The sequence below is a fragment of the Zunongwangia sp. HRR-M8 genome, from assembly GCF_027594405.1.
Classification (GTDB): domain Bacteria; phylum Bacteroidota; class Bacteroidia; order Flavobacteriales; family Flavobacteriaceae; genus Zunongwangia.
Window position 1 is genome coordinate 1,879,765 of record NZ_CP115161.1, and the last position, 23,253, is coordinate 1,903,017.

The following is a 23,253-nucleotide window of genomic DNA, read 5'->3' on the forward strand; positions in this document are numbered from 1 at the left end:
TGAATTGCATAAAAAAATCCCTTTTTGAATTGACCAAAAAGGGATTTTTTATAATTGTTGTGGTAGACTGCTTATTTGATCTCTACTACCTCAAGATCAAATACTAAATCTTTCCCTGCTAATGGGTGATTCCCATCTACAACAATAGAATCTTCTTTTACTTCTTTTACCACTAGGTTCATTTCGCGACCATCTGGAGTTTTAGAAACAAGTCCCATACCTACTTTAGGCTCAAGATCTTCTGGAAGTTGGCTTTTTTCAACTTCTTGAACTAGTTCTTCTCTTGGCTCTCCGTAAGCTTCTTCTTTAGGGATATTTATAGTTTTCTTTTCGTTAACTTCCATATCTAAAAGTCCTTTTTCGAATCCAGGAATTAATTGCCCCTGTCCCATAGTAAATTCGATTGGTTCTCCGCGATCTACAGAGCTATCGAATACTTGGCCATCGGTTAATTTTCCTGTGTAATGAACTTTTACAGTGTCATCTTGCTTTACTTGACTCATAAATTTGTTTTTCAAAGATTAATTAAGGCCTACTTCTTGGTTTCAGCCAATTAAGTTTGCAAAGTTACAGCTCTCAAATGCACTCACAACTATATTGCTATTTAATTCGGTTTACTTGGTAATTTCTTAACAAACTTTAGCTTTTATTTATTCATTTTGAATATCGAAAGAGCTGAAAAACAGATGGATATACTCAAATTAATTCATAATCTTATTTAATATTCTTCAATTCTGAACGCTATTTTTAGTAGATTGATAACTAAGTACCCGTTTCAGTAGTGATACAGAATTGGATGAATTTTGAGGTCATTATCTTATAAACTTAATTTAAGAAAGTATAAATCTGAATTTCAAGTAGTTTATAACGATAAACAGAAATTATTTATATTGAAGCTCATTAGGTCTCAATTTAGATATTAAAATGAACTCTATTTCCATTTCAATAAAAACGTGTTGTCAATTTCTATTTTTAAGTTTAGGGCTTTTTGCTTGTAATTCTTCAGCTAAAAAAGTAACTGATAAGTCTACTGAAAATTGGGATACACTAAAAGTAACGGTTTCTGCTTTTAACTCAGTTCAATATCAAACAGCAGGATCAGATCCTAATTTAGCCGCCTGGGGCGATACACTAAAACCCGGGATGAATGCGGTTGCCATTTCCAGAGATCTTATAGGATTGGGAATAAACCATAATGATGAGATAAAAATCGCTGGCTTAGATTCGGTTTTTGTCGTGAAGGATAAAATGCATTACCGCTGGAAAAAGCGCGTAGATATTTATATGGGAAATGATATAGAAAGGGCTAAAAATTTTGGAAAAAAGAAACTCGAGATTTATTACAAAAAACCAGAAGATAGTACGAAAGCTGAAGTTGCTTCTGAATAAATTCAGTTTTGAAAATGGATTGTAATTGATTAATTTTCGCTACTTACTTTTCAATCATTTCAGAAATTTATATGAAATACTACCTAGTCCTTTTCTCACTGTTTCTTACTACTATAACTAGCGCCAAAACTTTTCAGGATTCTACAAAATCTACTCCTGAAGTTTACAAAATAGGAGTGCAGCTTACTGCTCCCTTTGTGACTCAAAAACCAAATGGTAATTTTGATGGCTTAAGTATTAAAAGTTGGAATCTAGTTAACGAAAATTTAGATTACAATTTTGAATATAAAACCTACGAAAGTTTGGCAGCGCTGTTAAATGCCGTAGAAAGTGGAGAAGTAGATTTTAGTATAAATCCTATTACCGTTACCGATAACCGTATGGAGCGAATGGATTTTTCTCAGCCTTATTTTATATCACATACAGGTGTAGCAAAAAAGAAGGAGTCTCAGGTGTTTAATATCCTGAAGAATTTATGGAGTTGGGAGTTTATTTCAGCAATATTAGCTCTATTAGGCACGATTTTTATTTTTGGCTTTTTAGTGTGGATTTTTGAAAGAAAAAAGAATGCCGAAGAATTTGGTGGCGGTAAAGGAAGAGGGTTGTTAGAGGGCTTTTGGTGGAGTGCTGTAACGATGACTACCGTTGGATATGGGGATAAATCGCCTAGAACTACTGGTGGTAGAATTGTTGGTCTAATTTGGATGTTTATGGCCATTATCATTATCTCTAGTCTTACAGCAAGTATTGCATCTTCCTTAACGGTAAAAAGTATTAATGATGAGATTAGCGGAATTTCAGATTTAAATAGATTTAATGTAGGAACAGTTGTGAGCAGTAGTGCAGCAGAGCTTTTAGATCTTTACAACGTTAAGTCTGAAAAATTAAACAGCGTTAGTGATGGAATAGAATTAATACAAAATGATGATTTGGATCTGCTAGTTTACGACGAACCGATATTGCGTTACACAATAGAACAAATGGAAGTGGGGAAAGATATTGAAGTTTTAGAGCAAACTTTAAAAAAGGATTATTACAGTTATGCATTTCCTAAAAATTCAGATTTGGTAAAAATTATTAATCCTGCTTTGGTAAGAATGCTTAAGAGTATGGAGTGGGAAAATCTAATCAAAGAATATAAATGAAAAAACTAGGTCTATCTATAAAAAGATTTTCCTTCAACTCAACCGTAATTAAGTTTGTAAAAATATAACACTAATTACGGCATTGTATTTTGAAATCCTTATTTATTTTTAAGAATAATTTACATATTTAGCCAAATTGAAAACTAAAAGTTTTATTTAACTTTGCAAAGTTTTCAACAAAAACGATTGAGAAAATAATACTCATTTTAATATTATTTAAAAAACTAAGATGCAAATTAGAGATAAGGAGGATAATAAATCTGAAGATTACATTCTACAAAAAAATAAAAAGACAAAGTTTGGGGCAACCTTTATCGCTATTGTAATAGTAATTATTATTGCTGCAGTTGCTATGACGGGTGTGTATTTTGATTACTGGTAGAATCTAACTATTTTTTGATCTCATTTAAAAGTAGAAAAGCTTTGTTAACATATTCGCGTTCTAAAAATAGCGCAAAATAGTTAGAAGTCGAAATCATTTCGAAAACAGGAATTCCTTCATAAGCTAATAATTTGAATATATAGAAATAAAGTCCTACAGATTGACTACTATTTTTTGGTAAAGCAATAGTGATCGAAGATAATTCTTCTTTAATAGTAACCCTTACTTCATTTTTAAAATAATCTTCAACCAAATCGGTTAAGGAAGAAGAAACTAAAATGTTACTTTCCTGATAATTGCTCGAGTAGTTTAGATAGACACCCGTTTGATCTTTTACCGCATCTAATAATCTTGATTTGTTGGCAATAATAGTTTTAGAATTTAGAAAAGTATATTCAGTTATTCCAGATCTCACGATTATATCTCCCAATTCGCGTAAACTGTTTTTATTAATTTTTGTGCGCTTGGGAGCATAGCGTCGTAATGCCATAATTATACTACCTGTTTTAACAGGTTTACGCATTTCTTTCTCAACTTCAGGTCTTAAATCTTCTGCAAGTCCGCTAAAATTTATGATATCTCTCGCGATAGCATCGTCCAAAAATGGTTGATGCCGTATTATATCATGTACGCAGGTAGTTATCGTTTTCATTGTTAATTATTACACATTTTGTACAAATGTATATAAAATGAATCATTTTTTTTAATTCCTGTTGCTATATTTTTAATTATGCAGCATCAAAAGTATAGCAATGAAAGTTTTAAAATTTGGAGGTACATCTGTTGGTACTCCTCAAAGTATTCAGAATGTAAAAAATATTACTCTAGGTGAAGAGGGAAGAAAAATACTAGTTCTTTCTGCCATGAGTGGTGTTACAAATGAGCTCGTAGAAATATCTAATCTTGTTCAGGCTAATAAAACTGAAGAAGTTCAGGATATCGTAGATAAACTTAAGGATCGCCATTTTTCAGCTATCGATCAATTGATTAATGATGAAACCTTAAATAAACAAACTAAAACTTTTGTTTCGGGCCGTTTACAAGATTTATTACTTTCTGCAAATAAGGAACATACCGAGGTTGTTTATGCTGAAATAGTAACTTATGGTGAAACCATGCTTACTTTTATCGTATCTCAATATTTTAAATCTTTAGGTATAAATAACGTTTGGCTGGATGCTAAAGAATTTATGGAAGTTCATAATCTCGAAAATCCAGATACCGATAAGGTTGGGAAACTTTTGGACGATTACATTTCAAATCAAACTGCCGATCTTTATATTACTCAGGGATTTGTGTGTATCAATAAGAGAAACGAAATTAGCACCTTAAAACGGGGCGGAAGTGATTATACCGCAACTATACTTGGTGCTGCAGTGCGGGCAACAGAGGTGCAGATTTGGACCGATATTGATGGTTTTCATAATAATGATCCGCGGCATGTAGAGGGAACTCATCCAATTTCTGAACTGACTTTTGAAGAGGCAGCGGAGTTAGCTTATTTTGGAGCAAAAATTCTTCATCCACAAACCGTATCTCCGGTAATTAGTAAGGGAATCCCGATTTTTCTGAAAAATACATTTACACCAGAGAAAACAGGAACAAGAATATCTTCAGAAATTAAAAGTAAAGGATTAAAAGCCATCGCTGCAAAGGATGATATTACCGCTATTAAAATAAAATCAAATAGAATGCTAATGGCGCACGGTTTTCTTCGTAAAATCTTTGATGTTTTTGATAATTACGAAACATCTATCGATATGATTACTACTTCTGAAATTGCTATTTCGCTAACGATAGATAATACGAGTAATCTAGACCAAATTCTTGAAGAATTAAATGCATATGGTGAAATTACCGTAGATCGTAATCAAAGTATAATATGCGTTGTTGGAGAATCTGTAATTGAAGATAAATCTACTTATAAATTGTTTGAATTGCTAAATGATATCCCTGTACGTATGATAAGCTATGGCGGAAGTAGCAATAATATTTCGATTTTAGTTGATACTCAAAATAAAATTGATACTCTTAGAAGTTTAAATCAAAAACTTTTTAGTGAAGGTTTTGCCACTCAGATGGTTTAGATTTTAGTTCTTTTGCAAAAAAAAGCCGCTGGGAAATAATTTTCAAGCGGCTTTTTTGATATTCTTAAATTGTTCCTGATTTTTTATTCTTTTCTTTTTCTTCGATAAATTTCGACATAAAATAAGTACTTCTATTATTATGGAATTTCAGCATTTTACCTGTAAAGTTTTTATTTCGATGATCGTTTATATTTATCTCTAAATTAGTCAATTGTGTTTTCAAAAAAGGAATATACTTTGATACTGAAAATCGATCTTTTAAAATGGATTCAGAGCATTTCCGTTTCTCCAACCATAGTTTTTGATCGGTATAAAGTTGAATTGATTTTTGGATAATTTCATCTTCAGTGTCGCAAATAAATCCATTCCAATCATTGTTTTTTGAAATTCCCTCAGCACCAATTTTCGTTGTAATTGACGGTAAACCATTTTGCATAGCATCTATCATTTTACCTTTAAGACCGGCACCAAATTGAATGGGAGCAAGCAAAATTCTATTTTTTTGCATAACCTCTTCAACACTTTCGGTACGACCATGCACTACAAAACCCTCGTTTTTATTCTGAAGGTTAAAAACTTTTTCACTCGGGTAGGCGCCATAAATGTTTAATTGGGCATTTGGTAATTCTTTTCTAATCTTTGGCCAGATGTTTTGTTTTAAATAGAGGACGGTATTCCAATTAGGTTCATGTAGAAAATTACCTATAAACATAAAATCTTTACGATCTGAAAAATTTGGCGAAGAATCTGCTTTTTTGATCTCTGCTTCAGGTAATAAATAGGGGAGATATTGTATAATTTCAGCTGGAATTTTAAAAAGAGTTTTAAGTAATTCCATTTCAAATTCTGAAATAATTAAACTAAGATCACAACGATAAATAGACGCAATTTCACGTTTTGCCAAATCAGAATTTAGTATGATTTCTTCTAATGTGAGATTAGAATTTAAATGCTTTTTTCGAGCGTTTCTTAAAAAATGTAAATCTTCTGTATCTAAAATTTTAAGCGCATTTGGACAATGATTATCCACCCGCCAACCATATTGCTCTTCCATCATAAACCGATCAAAAAGTACAATTTTAGGATCCAATGCTAAAAGAAACTTATCGAAACTAGAATTGTTTAATTCGATTTTAGCGGTTTCAATACCTAATAATTCTAATTGGAAAGCATATTTTGAAGTTGTGGCTGTTGTTGCAAAAGTAATGTGATAATCTTCTTCCAGAAAGAACTTCAGTAATTGTAGCATTCGGCTTCCTGCCGCAGACGAAGTTGGTTCTGGCCAAACATATCCAATAACAAGTAATTTCTTCATGAAGTTTGAAATCTATCAATTTCAGCAAAATTAAGCTTCTTTTTTACAACAGATTTAAAAAGAAGTGCACGAATTAGTAATTGTGATAAATTTCGTATCTTCTATATTTAGAAAAAGGAAATGAAATGAGTAGAGGGTTTGTAAAAGAGGAAGATCAGGAAGAAGCTCCGGTAATACCACCAAGAGCTGCATTACCGGTAGGAGCAACTAATTATGTTACTCCATTAGGTTTTGAGGCTTTAGAAAATGAAAAACATGATTTAGAGCGAGAACGTACAAAATTACCTGAAGATAATGAGACCGAAAAGCGCAGGGCGCAGGCAGTTATCGATGGTAAATTAAAATTATTGGCCGAGCGTAGAGCTTCCGCTAGAATTATATATCCAAATCAACAACCTGAAGATGAAGTACGTTTTGGAGCAAAATTAAAATTGAAAAATCATTCCAATGGAAGTATTCAGGAATTTCAAATTGTAGGAGTTGATGAAGCTGATGTAAAAAAACAAAAAATTGCGTTTGTAGCACCTATAGCTAGAGCGGTGACCGGTTTAAAAATAGGAGATACAACAGAATTTAAATTAGGAAACGAAACACGAACACTCGAAATTCTCGAAATCACATATTAAATATGAAAGTATATATTGTAATGGGAGTCTCTGGAAGTGGAAAGACAACTATCGGCAGGGAAATCGCCAGTACGCTCGAGATTCCATTTTTTGATGCCGACGATTATCATCCACCAGCGAATATTGAAAAGATGAAAAAAGGTATAGCCCTAAATGATGAAGATCGAAAAGCCTGGCTAAAATCTTTGGCTGAAAATATCGATAAATGGAAAGATAATGAAGGTGCTGTTTTAGCTTGTTCGGCTTTAAAAAACAAATACAGAGCGGCACTATCCCATAATTTAAAAGAATATGTGGTGTTTATTTATTTATATGCAGAATATGAGCTTATTTACAAACGCATGATGGCTAGGAAGGGACATTATTTTAAACCCGAATTATTAAAATCTCAATTCGAAACTTTAGAAGAACCTAAAAATGCTATTAAGGTAGAAGTGAATAAAGAGATTCCTGAAACAGTATCAGAAGTTATTTCCAAAATCAAATCAGAAAAAACATCTACTTTATGAAAAACACTTACACCACCAGCTTAAACCTTCCAAAACTAGATTTTATATTACTTATATTCAGAATTGGTATATCGATATTGATGCTTTTCCACGGTGTACCGAAATTAATCACTTTTTTTACCGAGGATGAAATAACTTTTGCAGATCCCTTGGGTGCCGGCCAAACTTTAACGTTTACAATTGCAGTTTTAGCCGAATTTGTATGTTCTGTGATGATTATTTTAGGACTAGCCACTAGAATAGCTACGATACCACTTATTATTACGATGGGCATTGCGGCAATAATTGTACATATGCCAGATGGTATGGCAAAACAAGAATTACCGTTTTTGTATTTGCTTTCGTATCTATTGCTATTTTATACAGGTGCAGGAAAATATTCACTAGACCATTATTTTATGCATAAAGCTGAGAAAAAGAAATAGAGATCTATAAATAAAAAAGTCTTGTTAATTAGCAACTAACAAGACTTTTTCAATTTCTCGAAGAAGTATATTATTCTTCTGAAGAAGATTCTTCCATGGTATGATATACATTTTGTACATCATCGTCTTCTTCTAATTTTTCTAAAAGTTTCTCTACATCTGCAGCTTGCTCTGGATTTAATTGTTTTGTAACCTGAGGAATTCGCTCAAATCCTGAAGAGATAATTTCTATATTTTGATTTTCTAATTCTTTCTGAATACTTCCAAAATTTTCGAAAGGCGCGTAGATGTGTATTCCATCTTCATCTTCAAAAACTTCTTCAGCTCCATAATCTATAAATTCAAGCTCTAATTCTTCAACATCAAGTCCTTCAGCATTTATTCTGAAATTACAGGTGTGATCGAACATAAATTCTACAGATCCTGAAGTTCCCAAATTCCCATCACATTTATTAAAATGCGATCGAACATTGGCAACAGTACGGTTATTGTTATCTGTAGCGGTTTCAACCAAAATAGCAATCCCGTGTGGAGCATAACCTTCGAAAAGAACAATTTTATAATCCCCCTGGCTTTTATCTGATGCTCTCTTGATCGCTCTTTCGATATTGTCCTTCGGCATGTTAACACTCTTCGCGTTTTGTATAACTGCTCTAAGCTTAGAGTTAGCGTCTGGATCTGGCCCGCCTTCTTTTACGGCCATTACAATATCTTTTCCTATACGAGTAAAGGCTTTGGCCATTGCCGACCAACGTTTCATCTTACGTGCCTTTCTAAATTCAAATGCTCTTCCCATGATAATAAAAATGAAATCCGGGCAAAAATATAAAAAAAGCTCCTAAAATGATTTCAAATTAGGAGCTTTCTAAAATATTGCTTTTTTTAACTGTTTTTTAAAGTTATTTAGCCTCTACAATATCTTCTATTGCCTTTGCCATTTCAAAATCTTTAGCTGTTACGCCGCCCGCATCATGCGTAGAAAGTGAAATTTCTAATTCATTAAAAGAATTTGCCCAATTAGGATGATGTTGTAAAGCTTCAGCTTCAAAAGCGATTCTCGTCATCACTGTAAAAGCATCTTTAAAATCTTCAAACTGAAAAGAAGTATGAATGGCATCTTTTGCGTACGTCCAGCCCTGTAAGGATTCTAGTTTTTTATGAATTTGATCTTCGGTTAGCTTTTCCATTATTGTAATGTTTAAATTATGTTATTCAATTTAATAATACTAAAAGTGAAAACAGGATGATAGCGCTGGTTTAATATAAGATTAACCTATTTTTTAATGGTAGCTTCTACTACTTGCTGTACATTAATCTGAAGATTAGGCGGTAAGAGGTTGTCCTTGGGTAAAACAGCTAAATATCGATCTTCGTTGCTATCGTATACATTTTTAAAAAGCGGATTTTCATAACCCAAAATTTCACAAACATCTTGTATAAAATCTTTTTGATGTACCAAATCACTACTACCAAGATGTAAAACTCCTTGTTGCTTTCTATTTATGATGTAATGAATTTGCTGCGTAATTTTATTAATTTCGGTAACATTAATAACCACGTTTGGGAAAACTTCTATAGCTTCTCCTAAGTCTAATAAAGCCTTTATCTCGTTAATTCTTGGAGAGCCTTTCCCAAAAACCATTGGTAATCTTAAAATATTGTATTTATCATTTGGAAGCCGAAGTAAAGCATTTTCGATTTTAATCTTAAATCGACCGTACACACTTTGGGATAAAGTCTTATCATATTCGTAGCTTGGATAGTTGGTAAACGCATCAAACACATTGGCAGAACTTAAAAAAATAAGTTTACAAGGATTGGTAAGAATATAACTAATTGCAGAATAATGCAGTGCCAGTTGCGCAGCAAAACTACCCCGAACTGCAGAGATGATAATACTTGGCTTAAGATTATAAAGTAAAAGATCTAAACTATCAGTCTCCATATCGTATTGATGAAACTGATTGTTACTTTCTAAGCCGGGATCATCTCTAAAATATGTTCCGTGGGTATCAAAAAAGGAGCGTAGCTCTTTATATATGGCATTGCCAATAAAGCCGCTAGCTCCTAAAATTAAAATACGTTCCAAATAAATTTATCCTTTATAAAAGGGCAATTTCACCTGTGTAGCTGGAATTGCTTTTTTACGTATCTGAATATTAATTTTCTTTCCAAAACCTGCATATTCAGTTTTTACGTAACCTAAACCAATACCTTTCTCTAACGAAGGTGACATGGTACCCGATGTAACATTTCCTATAACCTCTCCTTTTTCATTCACGATTTCATATCCCTGTCTTGGGATGCCTCGTTCATCAAGTTCAAACGCAACAAGTTTACGTTTAGCGCCTTCTTCCTTTTCCTTTTTTAAAGCTTCAGAATTTACAAACTCTTTATTGAATTTTGTGATCCATCCCAATTTTGCTTCAATAGGAGAAGTTGTATCGTCGATATCATTCCCGTACAAACAAAATCCCATTTCTAATCGCAGTGTATCACGAGCAGCAAGACCTATTGGCTTAATACCATAATCTGCACCGGCTTCCATTACTTTGTTCCAGATTTCTTCAGCACATTCGTTTTTAAAATAAATCTCGAATCCGCCGCTACCGGTATAACCTGTTGCCGAAATAATTACTTTTTCCATGCCTGCAAATGTTGCCACTTCAAAAGTATAAAACTTCATAGCACTTAAGTCTACATTGGTTAGCGATTGCATCGCTTCTGCAGCTTTTGGTCCTTGTATAGCTAGAAGAGACATATCATCACTTAAATCTGTTAAATGCGCATCCATAGAATTGTGCTTACTTATCCAATTCCAATCTTTCTCGATATTAGCAGCATTCACTACCAGCAAAAATTTTTCGGCATCAAATCTGTAAATAATCAAATCGTCCACTATACCACCATCTTCATTGGGCATACAGGTATATTGTGCTTGCCCATCTACCAATTTTGCAGCATCGTTAGAAGTAACTGACTGAATAAGTTCTAAAGCATGTTCGCCGGTGACTAAAAACTCTCCCATATGCGAAACATCAAAAACTCCCAAATGTTCACGAACAGTTTGATGTTCTGCATTTACACCTTCGTAAGAAACAGGCATATTATAACCTGCAAAGGGAACCATCTTTGCCCCAAGAGCTTTATGTTTTTCAGCTAGTGCTACTTCTTTCATCTTAATTATTTAATTTTTGCAAATTTATAGAATTAAGCCTGAACTGACCATAGATTCCATGAAATTGTGAAGGAAATGTCAAACCTTATTTTATACTTTGACTATGTGTTATATTTGAGAAAAACCTTTAAATATCATCGTTTATGAAGATCTTTTCTGCAGCGCAGCTAAAAAAAGCAGACAACATTACCATTAAAAACCAGAATATTACTTCTACGGAATTAATGGAAAGAGCCGCGAGTTTAACTACTGAAGAAATACACAAGCGACTTCAAAACGCCGATATAAACATAAAAATATTTTGTGGTGTAGGCAATAATGGTGGAGACGGACTAGTGATAGCCAGACTTTTGATTGAAAAAGGTTACCACGTTAAAGTTTTTGTGGTGAATTATACCGATAAAAGATCTGATGATTTTTTAGTGAATTATGATCGTTTAAAAGAGACGACAAACGATTGGCCAGAATATATAAAAGACGAGGGCGATTTCCCTGAATTGAATACAAACGACTTTATTATCGATGCGATTTTCGGGATAGGTCTCAATCGACCTTTAGAAGGTTGGGTGGCTAATTTAGTGAAACACATAAATAAAACGAAAGCTTTTATTTTGGCTATCGATATGCCTTCTGGATTGTTTTCAGACAAAATTCCCGGGAAAGAAGATCAACTAATTAAAGCCAGTTTCACAATAAGTTTTCAAACACCTAAACTTGTTTTCTTTTTGCCACAAACTATGGATTATGTAGGGGATTTACAGGTTTTGGATATCGGCCTAGACCGAGAATTTCTTACTTCTGAAAAAACAAATGCTAATCTTATAAGCAAACACGAAGCGCGAGCTTTATATAAGCCTCGCAAAACAAATTCGCATAAAGGAAATTATGGTCACGCGCTTGTAGTTGGCGGTAGCTATGGTAAAATAGGGAGTGTTGTATTAAGTACCACTGCAGCACTTAGAACAGGAGCAGGATTGGTTAGTACTTTTGTGCCTAAATGTGGATATATAGTTTTACAAACTGCTTTGCCAGAAGCCATGGTGATCACAGATAAAAACGAAGAAAAATTAACCAATATCGATCATTGCATGGAGCCTTCTGTAATCTGTTTTGGAATGGGAGCAGGGAAAGATCCCGAAACCATTGAAGCTTTTAAAAAGCTGCTTCAAGATATCGATAAACCTATGCTAATTGATGCCGATGGGCTTAATATGCTTTCAGAGCACAAAGAATTACTAAATCTTCTTCCGAAAAAATCAGTTTTAACTCCGCATCCAAAGGAATTAGAGCGTTTGATAGGGGAATGGGAGGATGATTTTGATAAGCTTCAAAAAATTGAAACATTTACCAAAACATATAATATAATTTTGGTTCTAAAAGGATCTCATACATTTACTTGTGCAGAAGGGAAGATTTATATAAATAATAGTGGAAACCCGGGAATGGCCACCGCAGGTAGTGGAGATGTGCTATCAGGAATTATAGCCGGGTTAATTTCCCAACAATACGAACCTTTAGCTGCAGCAATATTTGGGGTGTATCTTCATGGACTATCCGGCGATATTGTTGCTGAAAATAAATCTTACCAGGCACTTATTTCTGGTGATATTGCTGAAAATATGGGAGCTGCATATCAATCTTTATTTGCCGATTAAGCTTGAAATATAGAAAACCATTTATTGACTTTACGAGAGTCTAAAACTGAAAGTCCCATTAAAATTATTAAAATTTGGATTCAATTTTTTGAATATGGAATTTTGCATACTACAGCAAATTGATACTATTAAAAAACAAATCCATTAAATGGAAAATACGCATTATATATCTTCAAAAATTTTAGATCTAGAAAATATTCGAGATATCATCGATAGTAGCAAAAAACTAGCACTTAGTGATGAAGCTAGATTAAATATTAAAAAATCTAGAAATTATCTTGACAAAAAATTAAAAGAAAGCAGTGTTCCCGTTTACGGCATCAATACAGGTTTTGGTGCTTTATGTAATATAAAAATAACTCCTGAAAAATTGACAGTTTTACAGGAAAATTTAGTGAAATCGCACGCTTGCGGAACAGGAGAAAAAATAGCAAAACCAATTATTAGATTGATGTTGCTGTTAAAAATCCAATCCTTAAGTTATGGAAACTCCGGCGTTGCGTTAGAAACCGTAGAACGCCTGATTGATTTTTTTAACGAAGATATTTTACCTGTTATTTATGAGCAGGGTTCTTTAGGAGCTTCTGGCGATTTGGCGCCGCTTGCACATTTGGCTTTACCTCTTATTGGAGAAGGAGAAGTGTACTATAAAGGAAATGTAATTAGTGGAGCTACAATCTTAAACAAATATGGCTGGCAGCCGGTAAAATTGCAATCTAAGGAAGGCTTAGCATTATTAAACGGAACACAATTTATGAGTGCTCACGCTGTCCATGCTTTGATAAAAGCTTATAAATTATCTTATTGTGCCGATTTGATTAGTGCAGTATCGATGGACGCTTTCGATTGTAATCTATCTCCTTTCGACGAGTTGGTTCATTTGGTTAGACCTCATAGAGGTCAGATTAAAACAGCAAAAAGAATTCGGGAGTTTTTACAAGGAAGTCAATTAGCTAGTCGAGAAAAAGAAAATGTTCAGGATCCTTATTCCTTTAGATGTGTGCCTCAAGTGCATGGGGCGACAAAGGATACTATAGATTTTGTGCATAAAACGGTTAAAACAGAGATTAATTCAGTTACCGATAATCCAAATGTTTTTGTAGAAGAAGATAAAATTATTTCAGGAGGCAATTTCCATGGGCAGCCTTTGGCTTTAGCGATGGATTATCTAGCGATAGCTATAGCCGAACTTGGTAATATTTCTGAAAGAAGGGTTTATCAATTAGTGTCTGGTTTGCGAGGTTTACCTAATTTTCTAGTCGAGAATCCTGGTTTAAATAGTGGTTTTATGATTCCGCAATATACCGCGGCAAGTATCGTTAGCCAAAATAAGCAGTTGTGTACCCCAGCCTCGGTAGATTCTATAGTTTCATCAAATGGACAGGAAGATCATGTAAGTATGGGAGCTAATGCGGCTACAAAACTTACCAAAGTTATGGAAAATGTAGATTCTTTATTAGCTATCGAACTTTTCAACGCTTCACAAGCATTACATTTTAGAAAAGAATTAAATTCTTCAGAAAAAATACAAGAAACTTTAACCAATTTTAGAAAAGAAGTTCCGATAGTTACCGAGGACGTAATGATGGCTCCTTTTATTAAACAATCTAAAATATTTTTGGAAGAATATATCAATTCTGAGGATTATTTATGTTGAAATATGTTCCTCTTTACTGCGATTAAAAAAATCTATTAGAATAGTATTTCAAATAAAAAGCAATTTGAATTAATCACTAAAGATCAATAAAAAAGCCTCATGAAGAAACATGAGGCTTTTTTAATCATTAAAGATTCTTATTTTATTTTTTCGGTTCAGATTCCTCTGTATCTTTACCTTTTTGAACTTTAATTGACAATTCTGAATCACCTTCTTTATAATCCATCTCGATTACATCACCTTCAGATATTTTAGAATTAATTATTTCTTCAGCTAAAGCATCTTCGATGTACTTCTGAATTGCACGATTTAATGGTCTAGCACCATACTGTTTATCGAAACCTTTTTCAGCAATAAAATCTTTGGCATCATCTGATAATTTAAGTTCGTATCCTAAACCACCAATTCTTCCATAAAGTTTTGCAAGTTCAATATCAATAATGTTGTGAATATGCTCTCTTTCTAAGGCATTAAATACAATTACATCATCAATTCTATTTAAAAACTCCGGTGAAAAAGCTTTTTTAAGCGCATTTTGGATAACGCCTCTAGTGTTTTCATCAGCCTGTGCACGTTGTGATTGTGTGCCAAATCCAATGCCCTGACCAAAATCTTTGAGTTTTCTTGCACCAATATTAGAGGTCATGATAATGATCGTATTTCTAAAATCAATTTTTCGACCAAGACTATCTGTTAGATAACCATCATCTAATACCTGTAGCATCATGTTGAATACGTCTGGATGGGCTTTTTCGATCTCATCTAAAAGAATTACAGCATAAGGTTTCCTTCTAACTTTCTCTGTAAGTTGTCCACCTTCTTCATAGCCAACATATCCCGGAGGTGCACCTATTAATCTAGATACGGCAAACTTTTCCATGTATTCACTCATATCGATTCTTATGAGGGTATCCTCATTATCGAAAAGCTCTCTAGCTAAAACTTTAGCTAACTGTGTTTTACCTACCCCTGTTTGACCTAAAAATATAAATGAACCAATTGGTTTGTTAGGATCTTTTAGTCCGGCACGATTACGCTGTATAGCTTTCACAACTTTAGCAACAGCATCATCCTGTCCAATGACTTTGCCTTTAATCTTTTTAGGAAGCTCAACCAGTTTATTAGATTCTGTTTGCGCGATTCTGTTAACCGGTACGCCAGTCATCATAGAAACCACATCAGCAACGCTGTCTTCACTAACAATTTCTTTATGCTTTTTAGAATCTTCTTCCCAACGTTCTTGAGCGATTGCTAACTCTTTTTCAAGATTTTTCTCGTCATCTCTAAGTTTAGCTGCTTCTTCATATTTCTGTTTCTTAACAACAGTGTTCTTCTTTTCACGAACTTCTTCAAGTTTACGCTCCAAATCAAGAATCTGTTTAGGAACATCTATATTGGTGATATGAACACGTGATCCTGCTTCATCTAAAGCATCAATAGCCTTATCTGGAAGGAATCTATCGGTCATGTAACGATTAGTTAACTTCACACAAGCCTCTATAGCTTCTTGAGTATACTCAACGTTATGGTGATCCTCATATTTATCCTTAATATTATTAAGAATTTCAATGGTTTCTTCCACAGATGTTGGTTCTACAATCACTTTTTGGAAACGTCGCTCTAAAGCGCCATCTTTCTCAATATATTGGCGGTATTCATCTAAAGTAGTGGCACCTATACATTGAATTTCACCCCTGGCTAATGCAGGCTTAAACATATTACTTGCGTCTAAACTTCCTGTTGCGCCACCAGCTCCTACAATGGTATGAATTTCATCTATAAAAAGAATAATATCGTCATTCTTTTCAAGTTCATTCATCACTGCTTTCATTCGTTCTTCAAATTGCCCGCGATACTTTGTACCCGCAACAAGACTTGCAAGATCTAAGGTCACCACACGCTTATCAAAAAGTATTCTAGATACTTTACGCTTAACGATTCTTAGCGCTAAACCTTCAGCTATCGCAGATTTACCAACACCGGGTTCTCCGATTAAAAGCGGGTTATTTTTTTTACGTCTACTTAATATTTGAGAAACACGCTCTATTTCTTTTTCTCTTCCAACAACAGGGTCTAACTTATCGGCTTCTGCCATTGCTGTAAGATCTCTACCAAAATTATCTAAAACCGGAGTTTTAGATTTTTTATTGGTTTTTCCGGTAGAACCTCCGCCACCGGCAGAACCTGTTCCACTAAACGGGTTATCCTTGGTAGCATCATCTGTGCTATCATCATCAGAAAATGATTCTGCTGCTGGACCTTGTGTATAATCTGAGTCGTCGTTTGCGATCATAAATTTAAATTGATCTTTTACCCCATCATAATCGATCTTAAGTTTATTAAGCAATTTAGTGGTGGGATCGTTTTCATTCCTTAAAATACACAATAACAGGTGTGCCGTATTTATATTTGGGCTCTGAAACAATTTAGCCTCTAAAAACGTAGTTTTTAAAGCGCGTTCAGCCTGTCTTGTTAAGTGCAGGTTCTTCTTCTCATTAGAAACTGCGGTCATATTTGGATTAGCAGGACTTAGAATCTCTACTTTTCGTCTTAAATGGCTTAGATCAATATCCAGAGCATTTAGGATGTTTATGGCTTTCCCGTCACCGTCTCTCAATAACCCGAGCATTAGATGCTCTGTACCTATAAAGTCGTGCCCTAATCTTAAAGCTTCCTCTTTACTGTACGCAATAACATCTTTTACTCTTGGTGAAAAATTATCATCCATGTTTTTTTCCTTTCTCTCTTTATTATTTTTTATCCAGAATAGACCAAAAACTGTACCTAATGCTGAATCTATAGCTAATTGACAAAATAACTTTCAAAAATCAAAATGTAACGGTGTTAACTTATCAACTTTTACCCAATAAAATTTTGTTAATAAAAAATACGAAAACATAGGGTAATCTACCATGAAACATATAGAAAATATGTAAATTGCCACGTTAGATTTGTGAACTAAACAATTTGAAATATGGCTGAAGGAGAAAAGCTTATTCCTATCAACATTGAAGAAGAGATGAAGTCGGCTTACATTGATTATTCAATGTCGGTCATTGTGTCACGTGCGTTGCCGGATGTTCGTGATGGTCTTAAGCCGGTACATCGTAGAGTACTTTTTGGAATGTACGAATTAGGCGTACTATCAAATAGAGCATATAAAAAATCAGCGAGAATTGTAGGTGAGGTTCTAGGTAAGTATCACCCACATGGCGATTCTTCGGTTTACGACACTATGGTTAGAATGGCGCAGGAATGGAGTATGAGATACATGCTTGTTGACGGCCAGGGTAACTTTGGATCTGTCGATGGGGATAGTCCAGCTGCAATGCGTTATACCGAGGCTAGAATGAGAAAAATCAGTGAGGATATGCTTGCTGATATTGACAAAGAAACCGTTGATACCCAATTAAATTTTGATGATTCCTTAAATGAACCAATAGTTCTTCCTACCAGAATTCCGAATTTGCTGGTTAATGGAGCTAGTGGTATTGCTGTAGGTATGGCCACAAATATGGCGCCGCATAATATATCTGAGGTTATTGACGGAACAATTGCTTATATAGAAGATCACGATATCGAGATTGATGCTTTAATGCAACATATTAAAGCGCCAGATTTCCCTACAGGAGGAATTATTTATGGTTACGATGGAGTTCGTGAAGCCTTCAAAACAGGGCGTGGACGTATAGTTATGCGCGCTAAAAGTAGCTTGGAAGAGGTTAGAGGTCGCGAGTGTATTGTAGTGACAGAGATCCCCTATCAAGTGAATAAGGCAGACATGATTAAGAAAACTGCCGATCTAGTTAATGAGAAAAAGATTGAGGGAATTAGTCTTATTAGAGATGAATCTGACCGCCATGGTATGCGAATCGTATATCAATTAAAGCGTGATGCAATTCCTAACATTGTTTTAAATACACTGTTTAAGCATACAGCACTACAATCTTCCTTTAGTGTAAACAATATTGCACTGGTTAATGGAAGACCAGAAATGTTAAACCTCAAAGACATTATTGCTCATTTTATAGAACATAGGCATGAGGTTGTTGTTCGTAGAACCGAATACGAACTTAAAAAAGCTGAAGATCGTGCTCACATATTAGAAGGATTAATCATTGCATCAGATAATATTGATGAAGTGATTGCCATTATCCGTGGTTCTAGTAACGCGGAAGAAGCTCGTAATAAATTAATAGAACGTTTTGAATTATCAGAACTTCAGGCCAGGGCTATCGTGGATATGCGATTGAGACAGCTTACAGGACTAGAACAGGATAAATTAAGAGCAGAATATGATGAGATTATAGAAACTATTAAAGACCTGAAAGACATTTTGGCACGTAAAGAGCGCAGAATGCAGGTGATTAAAGACGAACTTGTTGAAGTTAAAGAGAAATATGGCGACAGCAGAAGATCTACAATAGAATACGCCGGAGGCGATCTTAGTATCGAAGATATGATCCCAGATGAAAGCGTAATTATTACCATTTCACATGCGGGTTATATAAAAAGGACATCTCTTAACGAATATAAACGACAAAATAGAGGAGGAGTTGGTCAGAAAGGTTCCACAACAAGAAATGAAGATTTCCTAGAATACTTATTTTCTGGAACCAATCACCAGTACATGCTCTTCTTCACTCAGAAAGGTAAATGTTTCTGGATGCGAGTTTACGAAATTCCAGAAGGTAGTAAAGCTTCCAAAGGTAGAGCAATCCAAAACCTTATTAACATCGAGCCAGATGATCGCGTAAAAGCTTTTATATGTACAGAAGACCTCAAAAATGAGGAATATGTCAACAATCATTTTGTGATTATGGCCACTAAAAAAGGCCAGGTTAAAAAAACTTCTTTAGAACAATATTCTCGTCCTAGAACTAACGGTATTAACGCTATTACTATTAAAGATGGCGACGAACTATTAGAAGCTAAATTAACTACAGGGGATAGCCAGGTTATGCTTGCTGTAAGAAGCGGAAAAGCAATTAGGTTTGAAGAAGGTAAAACCAGACCAATGGGAAGAAATGCTTCAGGGGTTCGAGGAATTACTTTAGCCGACGACAATGATGAAGTTGTGGGCATGGTATCTGTAGACGATATGGATTCAAATATTCTTGTAGTATCAGAAAAAGGATATGGAAAGCGCTCTAGCCTAGAGGATTATAGGGTAACAAATCGTGGTGGTAAAGGAGTTAAGACAATTTCTGTTACTGAAAAAACCGGAGGTCTTGTTGCTATTAAAAATGTAACCGATGAAGATGATCTTATGATTATCAACAAATCTGGTATCGCTATTAGGATGGAGGTTAGTAATCTTCGTGTAATGGGTAGAGCTACACAAGGAGTTCGATTAATAAATCTTAAAGGAAAAGATTCTATAGCCGCTGTTGCGAAAGTGATGCATGAAGATGAAGAATTAGATTTAGCTGAAGATGCTGAAGAACTAGAAAATCCAACGGAACCTACGGATGGCACAGATATTGTTCAAGATGATTCAGAAGAATAAACTAAATAAATAAACCAATACAATGAAAAGGAATATTTTGACATTGTCGCTATTGTCATTCATTAGTCTTTCAGCAATAGCTCAAAAAGATGAAATTAAAAATGCTGAAGATTTTATCGAAGATGGTAATTTCGACAAGGCTAAAACCGAATTAGCAACTGCAGAGCAAAAACTTTCTGAAGCTAACAGCAAGTGGACAGAGCGATTTTATTTATATAAAGCTCAAGCTTACTTAGCTGATGGCAAAGGGGTTTCAGTAGATGACTACAAAACTGCTGGAGATGCTTACAAAAAAGCTATCGAAATGGGTAGCGACGAAGCTCAGGAAGGAATGTCTAAACTTAGAAATCAATTAGTACAAAGTGCTATTGATGACCAAAATGCTGAGGAATATAAAAGTGCCGCAGATAAATTAGTAGCGAGTTACGAATTGAATAAGCAAGATACTATTTATCTATATTATGCTGCAGCAAATTCTCTTAATGGTCAAAATTATGATGATGCTCTTAAATATTACGAGGAATTAAAAGATCTAAATTTTGATGGTGCAACAGTATCCTATACTGCCGTAAATAAGGAGAGTGGCGAAACTGAATCTTTTGGTTCTAAGGAACAAAGGGATTTAATGGCCAAAACAGACAATTACACAGATCCTAAAGACGAAAAGCAACCCTCTAAAAGAGGTGAAATTGCGAAGAATATTGCTTTAATTTATATTCAAGAAGGAAATAATGATAAAGCAATTGCGGCTATGGACGATGCTAAAGCAAATAATCCTGACGATTTGGGATTATTGCAGGCAGAAGCCAATATGTATTACCAAATGGGTGATAAGGAGCAGTATAATAAATTGATGAACGAGCTAGTAAAGAAAAATCCTAATGATGCCAATCTATATTACAATTTAGGTGTTAGTACTGCAGAATTAGGTGATCAAGAACAAGCGGTGGAATATTACAAAAAGGCATTGGAAATTGATCCTGATATGAATAATGCCCGAATGAATATCGCAGCTGTTATCTTAAGCAAAGAGCGCGAAATCATTGAAGAGATGAATGGTCTTGGAATGAGCAAAGAAGATAATAAGCGTTATGAAGAATTATCTGAACAGCGTAAAGAAATTTATCAGGAAGCGCTTCCGTACCTAGAAGCTGCTGTAAAGAAAAATCCTGATAATACAGATGCGATCAGAACAGCAATGAATATTTACACACAAGTTGGAAATAAAGAAAAAGCTGCTGAAATGAAAGCTATGCTAGAGCAATAATTATATATTGAAACGCATAAAAAAAGCCGCTATTAAAGCGGCTTTTTTTTATGCGTTATTTTTTTAATAAGGATTTTAAATCACTTTTTTGATCACTCTTAATTTATGGGTATGCCGGCGTAATTCGGTATTGAAGATACCGGAATGATCAATTCGATCTATTCTTACTTTTTCATCTACATGAATAATATAATTATCCTGCATCATAATGCCTACGTGATTTATAATCCCTTCATTATCATCAAAAAACACTAAATCACCAGCCTCGCTTTCTTCAATAAAACTTAAAGCTTCGCCCTGTTTTGCCTGATCGCAGGCATTTCGCTGAAGTTTATAACCATTCAGCTTATAAACCATTTGAGTAAATCCACTACAATCTATTCCCAAAGGAGATTTTCCTCCCCACAAATGCGGACTATTTTGATAAAATAGCGCCGTTTTTACAATATTTTCTTTTGCTGAAATACCAGAAACTGTATGTCCATCAAATGTATTACGAAGACAGAAATTGGCATTAAGCTGTGACCCCATAGGAACCGGAGTTAATTGCTGATTTTCGTTTACTACGAACTCAATCAAATCGGCAGTAAGCAATGGAGCTTCAGAATTTATTTTGATATAAGATTGCTCTTCTATTCTATGAATTTGTTTATTTCGCACCCACGCTTCGCAAGCATCAAATGCAACACGAATTCGGCTCCATTTTGCACGTTCTTCTAGTATTTTAAAATGTTCTCCGTAAAGAAGCTGTGAAACCATTTCGCTTTCATCTGAGGGAGCTAAACGAAGTGGCACAATGCTTAGAGGGCAAATACCATATTGCATTTAAAAGGTAAATTTCAATTTTTAGGACTAATTTCTTTCAATAATCATAGCAGACGCGCCGCCTCCGCCATTACAAATGGCAGCAGCGCCAAATTTAGCATTGTTCTGTTTAAGAACATTAATTAATGTAATTAAAATTCGCACACCACTACAACCTAATGGATGTCCCAAAGATACAGCACCACCATTGACGTTTGTATTTTCATCAGATAAGCCCAAGATTTTCATGTTCGCCAATCCAACCACTGAAAAAGCTTCGTTAAATTCGAAAAAATCGATTTGATCTTGCGAAATTCCGGCTTTTGCTAAAGCTTTTGGTAGTGCTTTTGCAGGTGCTGTAGTAAACCACTTTGGTTCTTGAGCCGCATCAGCAAAACTTTTAATTGTACATAAAATTTCAAGACTTAATTCTTCGGCTTTGGCTTTACTCATAAGAATAACTGCGCCCGCACCATCGTTTATTGTAGAAGCATTAGCTGCTGTGACAGTACCATCTTTACTAAAAGCAGGACGTAAAGACGAAATTTTGTCCATTCTGACATTTTTATATTCTTCATCTTCTTTAAAAATGATAGGGTCACCTTTCCGCTGCGGAACTTCAACCGAAACAATCTCGTCATCAAATTTTCCTGCTTTCCAAGCAGCAGCAGAACGTTCGTAAGATTTTACCGCATACGCATCTTGATCTTCTCTACTAAAATTATATTCTTGAGCACATAAATCTGCACAAACGCCCATGGCGTTTTTATCATAAGCATCTACTAATCCATCTTTTTGCATGCCATCTTCCATTTCTGCAGCACCAAATTTTTTACCCTGGCGTAAATGAAGATAATGCGGAATCATACTCATGTTTTCCATTCCACCGGCAACAATGATACTGGCATCGCCTAGCATAATAGACTGAGCTCCCTGCATTACTGCTTTCATTCCACTAGCACAAACCTTATTGATAGTCGTGCAAGGAACAGTATTTGGAATCCCCGCTCCCAAAGCCGCTTGGCGAGCTGGAGCCTGGCCCGTACCAGCCTGTACCACATTACCCATTAAAACTTCTTCTACTAACTCTGGCTTAAGTTTTATTTTATCCAAAGCTCCCTTAATTGCGATCGATCCTAATTTTGTGGCTGGTATATTCGATAAGCTACCTAAAAAACTACCAATTGGCGTTCGAGCAGCACTTACAATTACTACTTCATTATTCATAATTTTGTAATTTAGCTATTCCTATTTTGCGAATTTAGTGATTTTATAAGGAACTTGACAAGACCTCCCTAATGACCA

21 protein-coding genes are annotated in these 23,253 nt (G+C 34.7%); 11 read left to right on the forward strand and 10 right to left on the reverse strand.

From position 1 onward, the window contains the following. Positions 1 to 71: 71 nt before the first annotated feature. Positions 72 to 503: an FKBP-type peptidyl-prolyl cis-trans isomerase gene (locus PBT89_RS08050; RefSeq protein WP_270058174.1), complete on the reverse strand. Its 432-nt coding sequence runs from the start codon at positions 501 to 503 to the stop codon at positions 72 to 74. A gap of 421 nt (positions 504 to 924) precedes the next feature. Here PBT89_RS08050 and PBT89_RS08055 point away from each other — a divergent pair, with 421 nt between their 5' ends. The 3 genes from PBT89_RS08055 to PBT89_RS08065 all read left to right on the forward strand — a co-directional run bounded on the left by PBT89_RS08055 (position 925) and on the right by PBT89_RS08065 (position 2,916). After that, positions 925 to 1,389: a 3D domain-containing protein gene (locus PBT89_RS08055; protein WP_270064193.1), complete on the forward strand. Its 465-nt coding sequence runs from the start codon at positions 925 to 927 to the stop codon at positions 1,387 to 1,389. 71 nt (positions 1,390 to 1,460) lie between these two features. Beyond that, positions 1,461 to 2,534: a transporter substrate-binding domain-containing protein gene (locus PBT89_RS08060; protein WP_270064194.1), complete on the forward strand. Its 1,074-nt coding sequence runs from the start codon at positions 1,461 to 1,463 to the stop codon at positions 2,532 to 2,534. Positions 2,535 to 2,763: 229 nt separating this feature from the next. Next, entirely contained in the window at positions 2,764 to 2,916 is a 153-nt protein-coding gene (locus tag PBT89_RS08065) for a hypothetical protein (protein WP_270064195.1), read from the forward strand. Between the two features lie 7 nt (positions 2,917 to 2,923). On the opposite strand, the gene PBT89_RS08070 is transcribed toward PBT89_RS08065, so the two are convergent. Continuing rightward, positions 2,924 to 3,568, reverse strand: coding sequence for a hypothetical protein (locus PBT89_RS08070; protein ID WP_270064196.1), 645 nt, complete (start codon positions 3,566 to 3,568; stop codon positions 2,924 to 2,926). Positions 3,569 to 3,668: 100 nt separating this feature from the next. Between PBT89_RS08070 and PBT89_RS08075 the strand changes: the two genes are divergently transcribed. Beyond that, complete coding sequence (locus PBT89_RS08075; RefSeq protein WP_270064197.1) at positions 3,669 to 5,003, forward strand: aspartate kinase; 1,335 nt, start codon at positions 3,669 to 3,671, stop codon at positions 5,001 to 5,003. Between the two features lie 64 nt (positions 5,004 to 5,067). Here PBT89_RS08075 and PBT89_RS08080 read toward each other — a convergent pair whose 3' ends face one another. Then, a complete protein-coding gene (locus PBT89_RS08080) occupies positions 5,068 to 6,318 on the reverse strand; it encodes a glycosyltransferase (protein WP_270064198.1) in 1,251 nt (416 codons plus the stop codon). Positions 6,319 to 6,443: 125 nt separating this feature from the next. Between PBT89_RS08080 and PBT89_RS08085 the strand changes: the two genes are divergently transcribed. The 3 genes from PBT89_RS08085 to PBT89_RS08095 are packed head-to-tail and all read left to right on the forward strand — an operon-like array spanning position 6,444 to position 7,878. Continuing rightward, positions 6,444 to 6,944, forward strand: a complete 501-nt coding sequence (locus tag PBT89_RS08085; RefSeq protein WP_270064199.1) for a GreA/GreB family elongation factor — start codon at positions 6,444 to 6,446, stop codon at positions 6,942 to 6,944. 2 nt (positions 6,945 to 6,946) lie between these two features. Further along, complete coding sequence (locus PBT89_RS08090) at positions 6,947 to 7,453, forward strand: gluconokinase (protein WP_270064200.1); 507 nt, start codon at positions 6,947 to 6,949, stop codon at positions 7,451 to 7,453. Next, a complete protein-coding gene (locus PBT89_RS08095) occupies positions 7,450 to 7,878 on the forward strand; it encodes a DoxX family protein (RefSeq protein WP_270064201.1) in 429 nt (142 codons plus the stop codon). Before PBT89_RS08090 ends, PBT89_RS08095 begins: the two co-directional genes overlap by 4 nt. 70 nt (positions 7,879 to 7,948) lie before the next feature. On the opposite strand, the gene PBT89_RS08100 is transcribed toward PBT89_RS08095, so the two are convergent. The 4 genes from PBT89_RS08100 to gcvT form a co-directional block, all read right to left on the reverse strand. Further along, positions 7,949 to 8,674 carry a YebC/PmpR family DNA-binding transcriptional regulator gene (locus PBT89_RS08100; protein WP_270064202.1) on the reverse strand — a complete coding sequence of 242 codons (726 nt, stop codon included), beginning with the start codon at positions 8,672 to 8,674 and terminating at the stop codon, positions 7,949 to 7,951. A gap of 103 nt (positions 8,675 to 8,777) precedes the next feature. After that, positions 8,778 to 9,065 carry a 4a-hydroxytetrahydrobiopterin dehydratase gene (locus PBT89_RS08105; protein ID WP_270058163.1) on the reverse strand — a complete coding sequence of 96 codons (288 nt, stop codon included), beginning with the start codon at positions 9,063 to 9,065 and terminating at the stop codon, positions 8,778 to 8,780. A gap of 86 nt (positions 9,066 to 9,151) precedes the next feature. Then, positions 9,152 to 9,967, reverse strand: coding sequence for a sugar nucleotide-binding protein (locus tag PBT89_RS08110; protein WP_270064203.1), 816 nt, complete (start codon positions 9,965 to 9,967; stop codon positions 9,152 to 9,154). Positions 9,968 to 9,973: 6 nt separating this feature from the next. Further along, a complete protein-coding gene (gcvT, locus tag PBT89_RS08115) occupies positions 9,974 to 11,056 on the reverse strand; it encodes a glycine cleavage system aminomethyltransferase GcvT (RefSeq protein ID WP_270064204.1) in 1,083 nt (360 codons plus the stop codon). Between the two features lie 143 nt (positions 11,057 to 11,199). Between gcvT and PBT89_RS08120 the strand changes: the two genes are divergently transcribed. After that, complete coding sequence (locus PBT89_RS08120; protein ID WP_270064205.1) at positions 11,200 to 12,711, forward strand: NAD(P)H-hydrate dehydratase; 1,512 nt, start codon at positions 11,200 to 11,202, stop codon at positions 12,709 to 12,711. A gap of 148 nt (positions 12,712 to 12,859) precedes the next feature. Beyond that, positions 12,860 to 14,368: a histidine ammonia-lyase gene (gene hutH, locus PBT89_RS08125; RefSeq protein ID WP_270064206.1), complete on the forward strand. Its 1,509-nt coding sequence runs from the start codon at positions 12,860 to 12,862 to the stop codon at positions 14,366 to 14,368. A gap of 142 nt (positions 14,369 to 14,510) precedes the next feature. Here hutH and PBT89_RS08130 read toward each other — a convergent pair whose 3' ends face one another. Beyond that, complete coding sequence (locus PBT89_RS08130; RefSeq protein WP_270064207.1) at positions 14,511 to 17,096, reverse strand: ATP-dependent Clp protease ATP-binding subunit; 2,586 nt, start codon at positions 17,094 to 17,096, stop codon at positions 14,511 to 14,513. A 246-nt stretch (positions 17,097 to 17,342) separates the two neighbouring features. Between PBT89_RS08130 and gyrA the strand changes: the two genes are divergently transcribed. Next, positions 17,343 to 19,877, forward strand: coding sequence for a DNA gyrase subunit A (gyrA, locus tag PBT89_RS08135; protein ID WP_270064208.1), 2,535 nt, complete (start codon positions 17,343 to 17,345; stop codon positions 19,875 to 19,877). Between the two features lie 22 nt (positions 19,878 to 19,899). Continuing rightward, complete coding sequence (locus PBT89_RS08140) at positions 19,900 to 21,144, forward strand: tetratricopeptide repeat protein (protein WP_270064209.1); 1,245 nt, start codon at positions 19,900 to 19,902, stop codon at positions 21,142 to 21,144. Between the two features lie 75 nt (positions 21,145 to 21,219). Here the strand turns inward: PBT89_RS08140 and PBT89_RS08145 are convergent, their stop codons facing one another. Together PBT89_RS08145 and PBT89_RS08150 are read right to left on the reverse strand one after the other, a co-directional pair. Further along, positions 21,220 to 21,969, reverse strand: a complete 750-nt coding sequence (locus tag PBT89_RS08145; RefSeq protein ID WP_270064210.1) for a C40 family peptidase — start codon at positions 21,967 to 21,969, stop codon at positions 21,220 to 21,222. 27 nt (positions 21,970 to 21,996) lie between these two features. Then, a complete protein-coding gene (locus PBT89_RS08150) occupies positions 21,997 to 23,175 on the reverse strand; it encodes an acetyl-CoA C-acyltransferase (RefSeq protein ID WP_270064211.1) in 1,179 nt (392 codons plus the stop codon). Positions 23,176 to 23,253: the final 78 nt, after the last annotated feature.

What these genes read in the sequence shown, in the direction of transcription:
- PBT89_RS08050 (WP_270058174.1), bottom strand. Translation starts at nt 503, where the DNA reads ATGAGTCAAGTAAAGCAAGATGACACTGTAAAAGTTCATTACACAGGA.
- PBT89_RS08055 (WP_270064193.1), top strand. Translation starts at nt 925, where the DNA reads ATGAACTCTATTTCCATTTCAATAAAAACGTGTTGTCAATTTCTATTT.
- PBT89_RS08060 (WP_270064194.1), top strand. Translation starts at nt 1,461, where the DNA reads ATGAAATACTACCTAGTCCTTTTCTCACTGTTTCTTACTACTATAACT.
- PBT89_RS08065 (WP_270064195.1), top strand. Translation starts at nt 2,764, where the DNA reads ATGCAAATTAGAGATAAGGAGGATAATAAATCTGAAGATTACATTCTA.
- PBT89_RS08070 (WP_270064196.1), bottom strand. Translation starts at nt 3,568, where the DNA reads ATGAAAACGATAACTACCTGCGTACATGATATAATACGGCATCAACCA.
- PBT89_RS08075 (WP_270064197.1), top strand. Translation starts at nt 3,669, where the DNA reads ATGAAAGTTTTAAAATTTGGAGGTACATCTGTTGGTACTCCTCAAAGT.
- PBT89_RS08080 (WP_270064198.1), bottom strand. Translation starts at nt 6,318, where the DNA reads ATGAAGAAATTACTTGTTATTGGATATGTTTGGCCAGAACCAACTTCG.
- PBT89_RS08085 (WP_270064199.1), top strand. Translation starts at nt 6,444, where the DNA reads ATGAGTAGAGGGTTTGTAAAAGAGGAAGATCAGGAAGAAGCTCCGGTA.
- PBT89_RS08090 (WP_270064200.1), top strand. Translation starts at nt 6,947, where the DNA reads ATGAAAGTATATATTGTAATGGGAGTCTCTGGAAGTGGAAAGACAACT.
- PBT89_RS08095 (WP_270064201.1), top strand. Translation starts at nt 7,450, where the DNA reads ATGAAAAACACTTACACCACCAGCTTAAACCTTCCAAAACTAGATTTT.
- PBT89_RS08100 (WP_270064202.1), bottom strand. Translation starts at nt 8,674, where the DNA reads ATGGGAAGAGCATTTGAATTTAGAAAGGCACGTAAGATGAAACGTTGG.
- PBT89_RS08105 (WP_270058163.1), bottom strand. Translation starts at nt 9,065, where the DNA reads ATGGAAAAGCTAACCGAAGATCAAATTCATAAAAAACTAGAATCCTTA.
- gcvT (WP_270064204.1), bottom strand. Translation starts at nt 11,056, where the DNA reads ATGAAAGAAGTAGCACTAGCTGAAAAACATAAAGCTCTTGGGGCAAAG.
- PBT89_RS08120 (WP_270064205.1), top strand. Translation starts at nt 11,200, where the DNA reads ATGAAGATCTTTTCTGCAGCGCAGCTAAAAAAAGCAGACAACATTACC.
- hutH (WP_270064206.1), top strand. Translation starts at nt 12,860, where the DNA reads ATGGAAAATACGCATTATATATCTTCAAAAATTTTAGATCTAGAAAAT.
- PBT89_RS08130 (WP_270064207.1), bottom strand. Translation starts at nt 17,096, where the DNA reads ATGGATGATAATTTTTCACCAAGAGTAAAAGATGTTATTGCGTACAGT.
- gyrA (WP_270064208.1), top strand. Translation starts at nt 17,343, where the DNA reads ATGGCTGAAGGAGAAAAGCTTATTCCTATCAACATTGAAGAAGAGATG.
- PBT89_RS08140 (WP_270064209.1), top strand. Translation starts at nt 19,900, where the DNA reads ATGAAAAGGAATATTTTGACATTGTCGCTATTGTCATTCATTAGTCTT.
- PBT89_RS08145 (WP_270064210.1), bottom strand. Translation starts at nt 21,969, where the DNA reads ATGCAATATGGTATTTGCCCTCTAAGCATTGTGCCACTTCGTTTAGCT.
- PBT89_RS08150 (WP_270064211.1), bottom strand. Translation starts at nt 23,175, where the DNA reads ATGAATAATGAAGTAGTAATTGTAAGTGCTGCTCGAACGCCAATTGGT.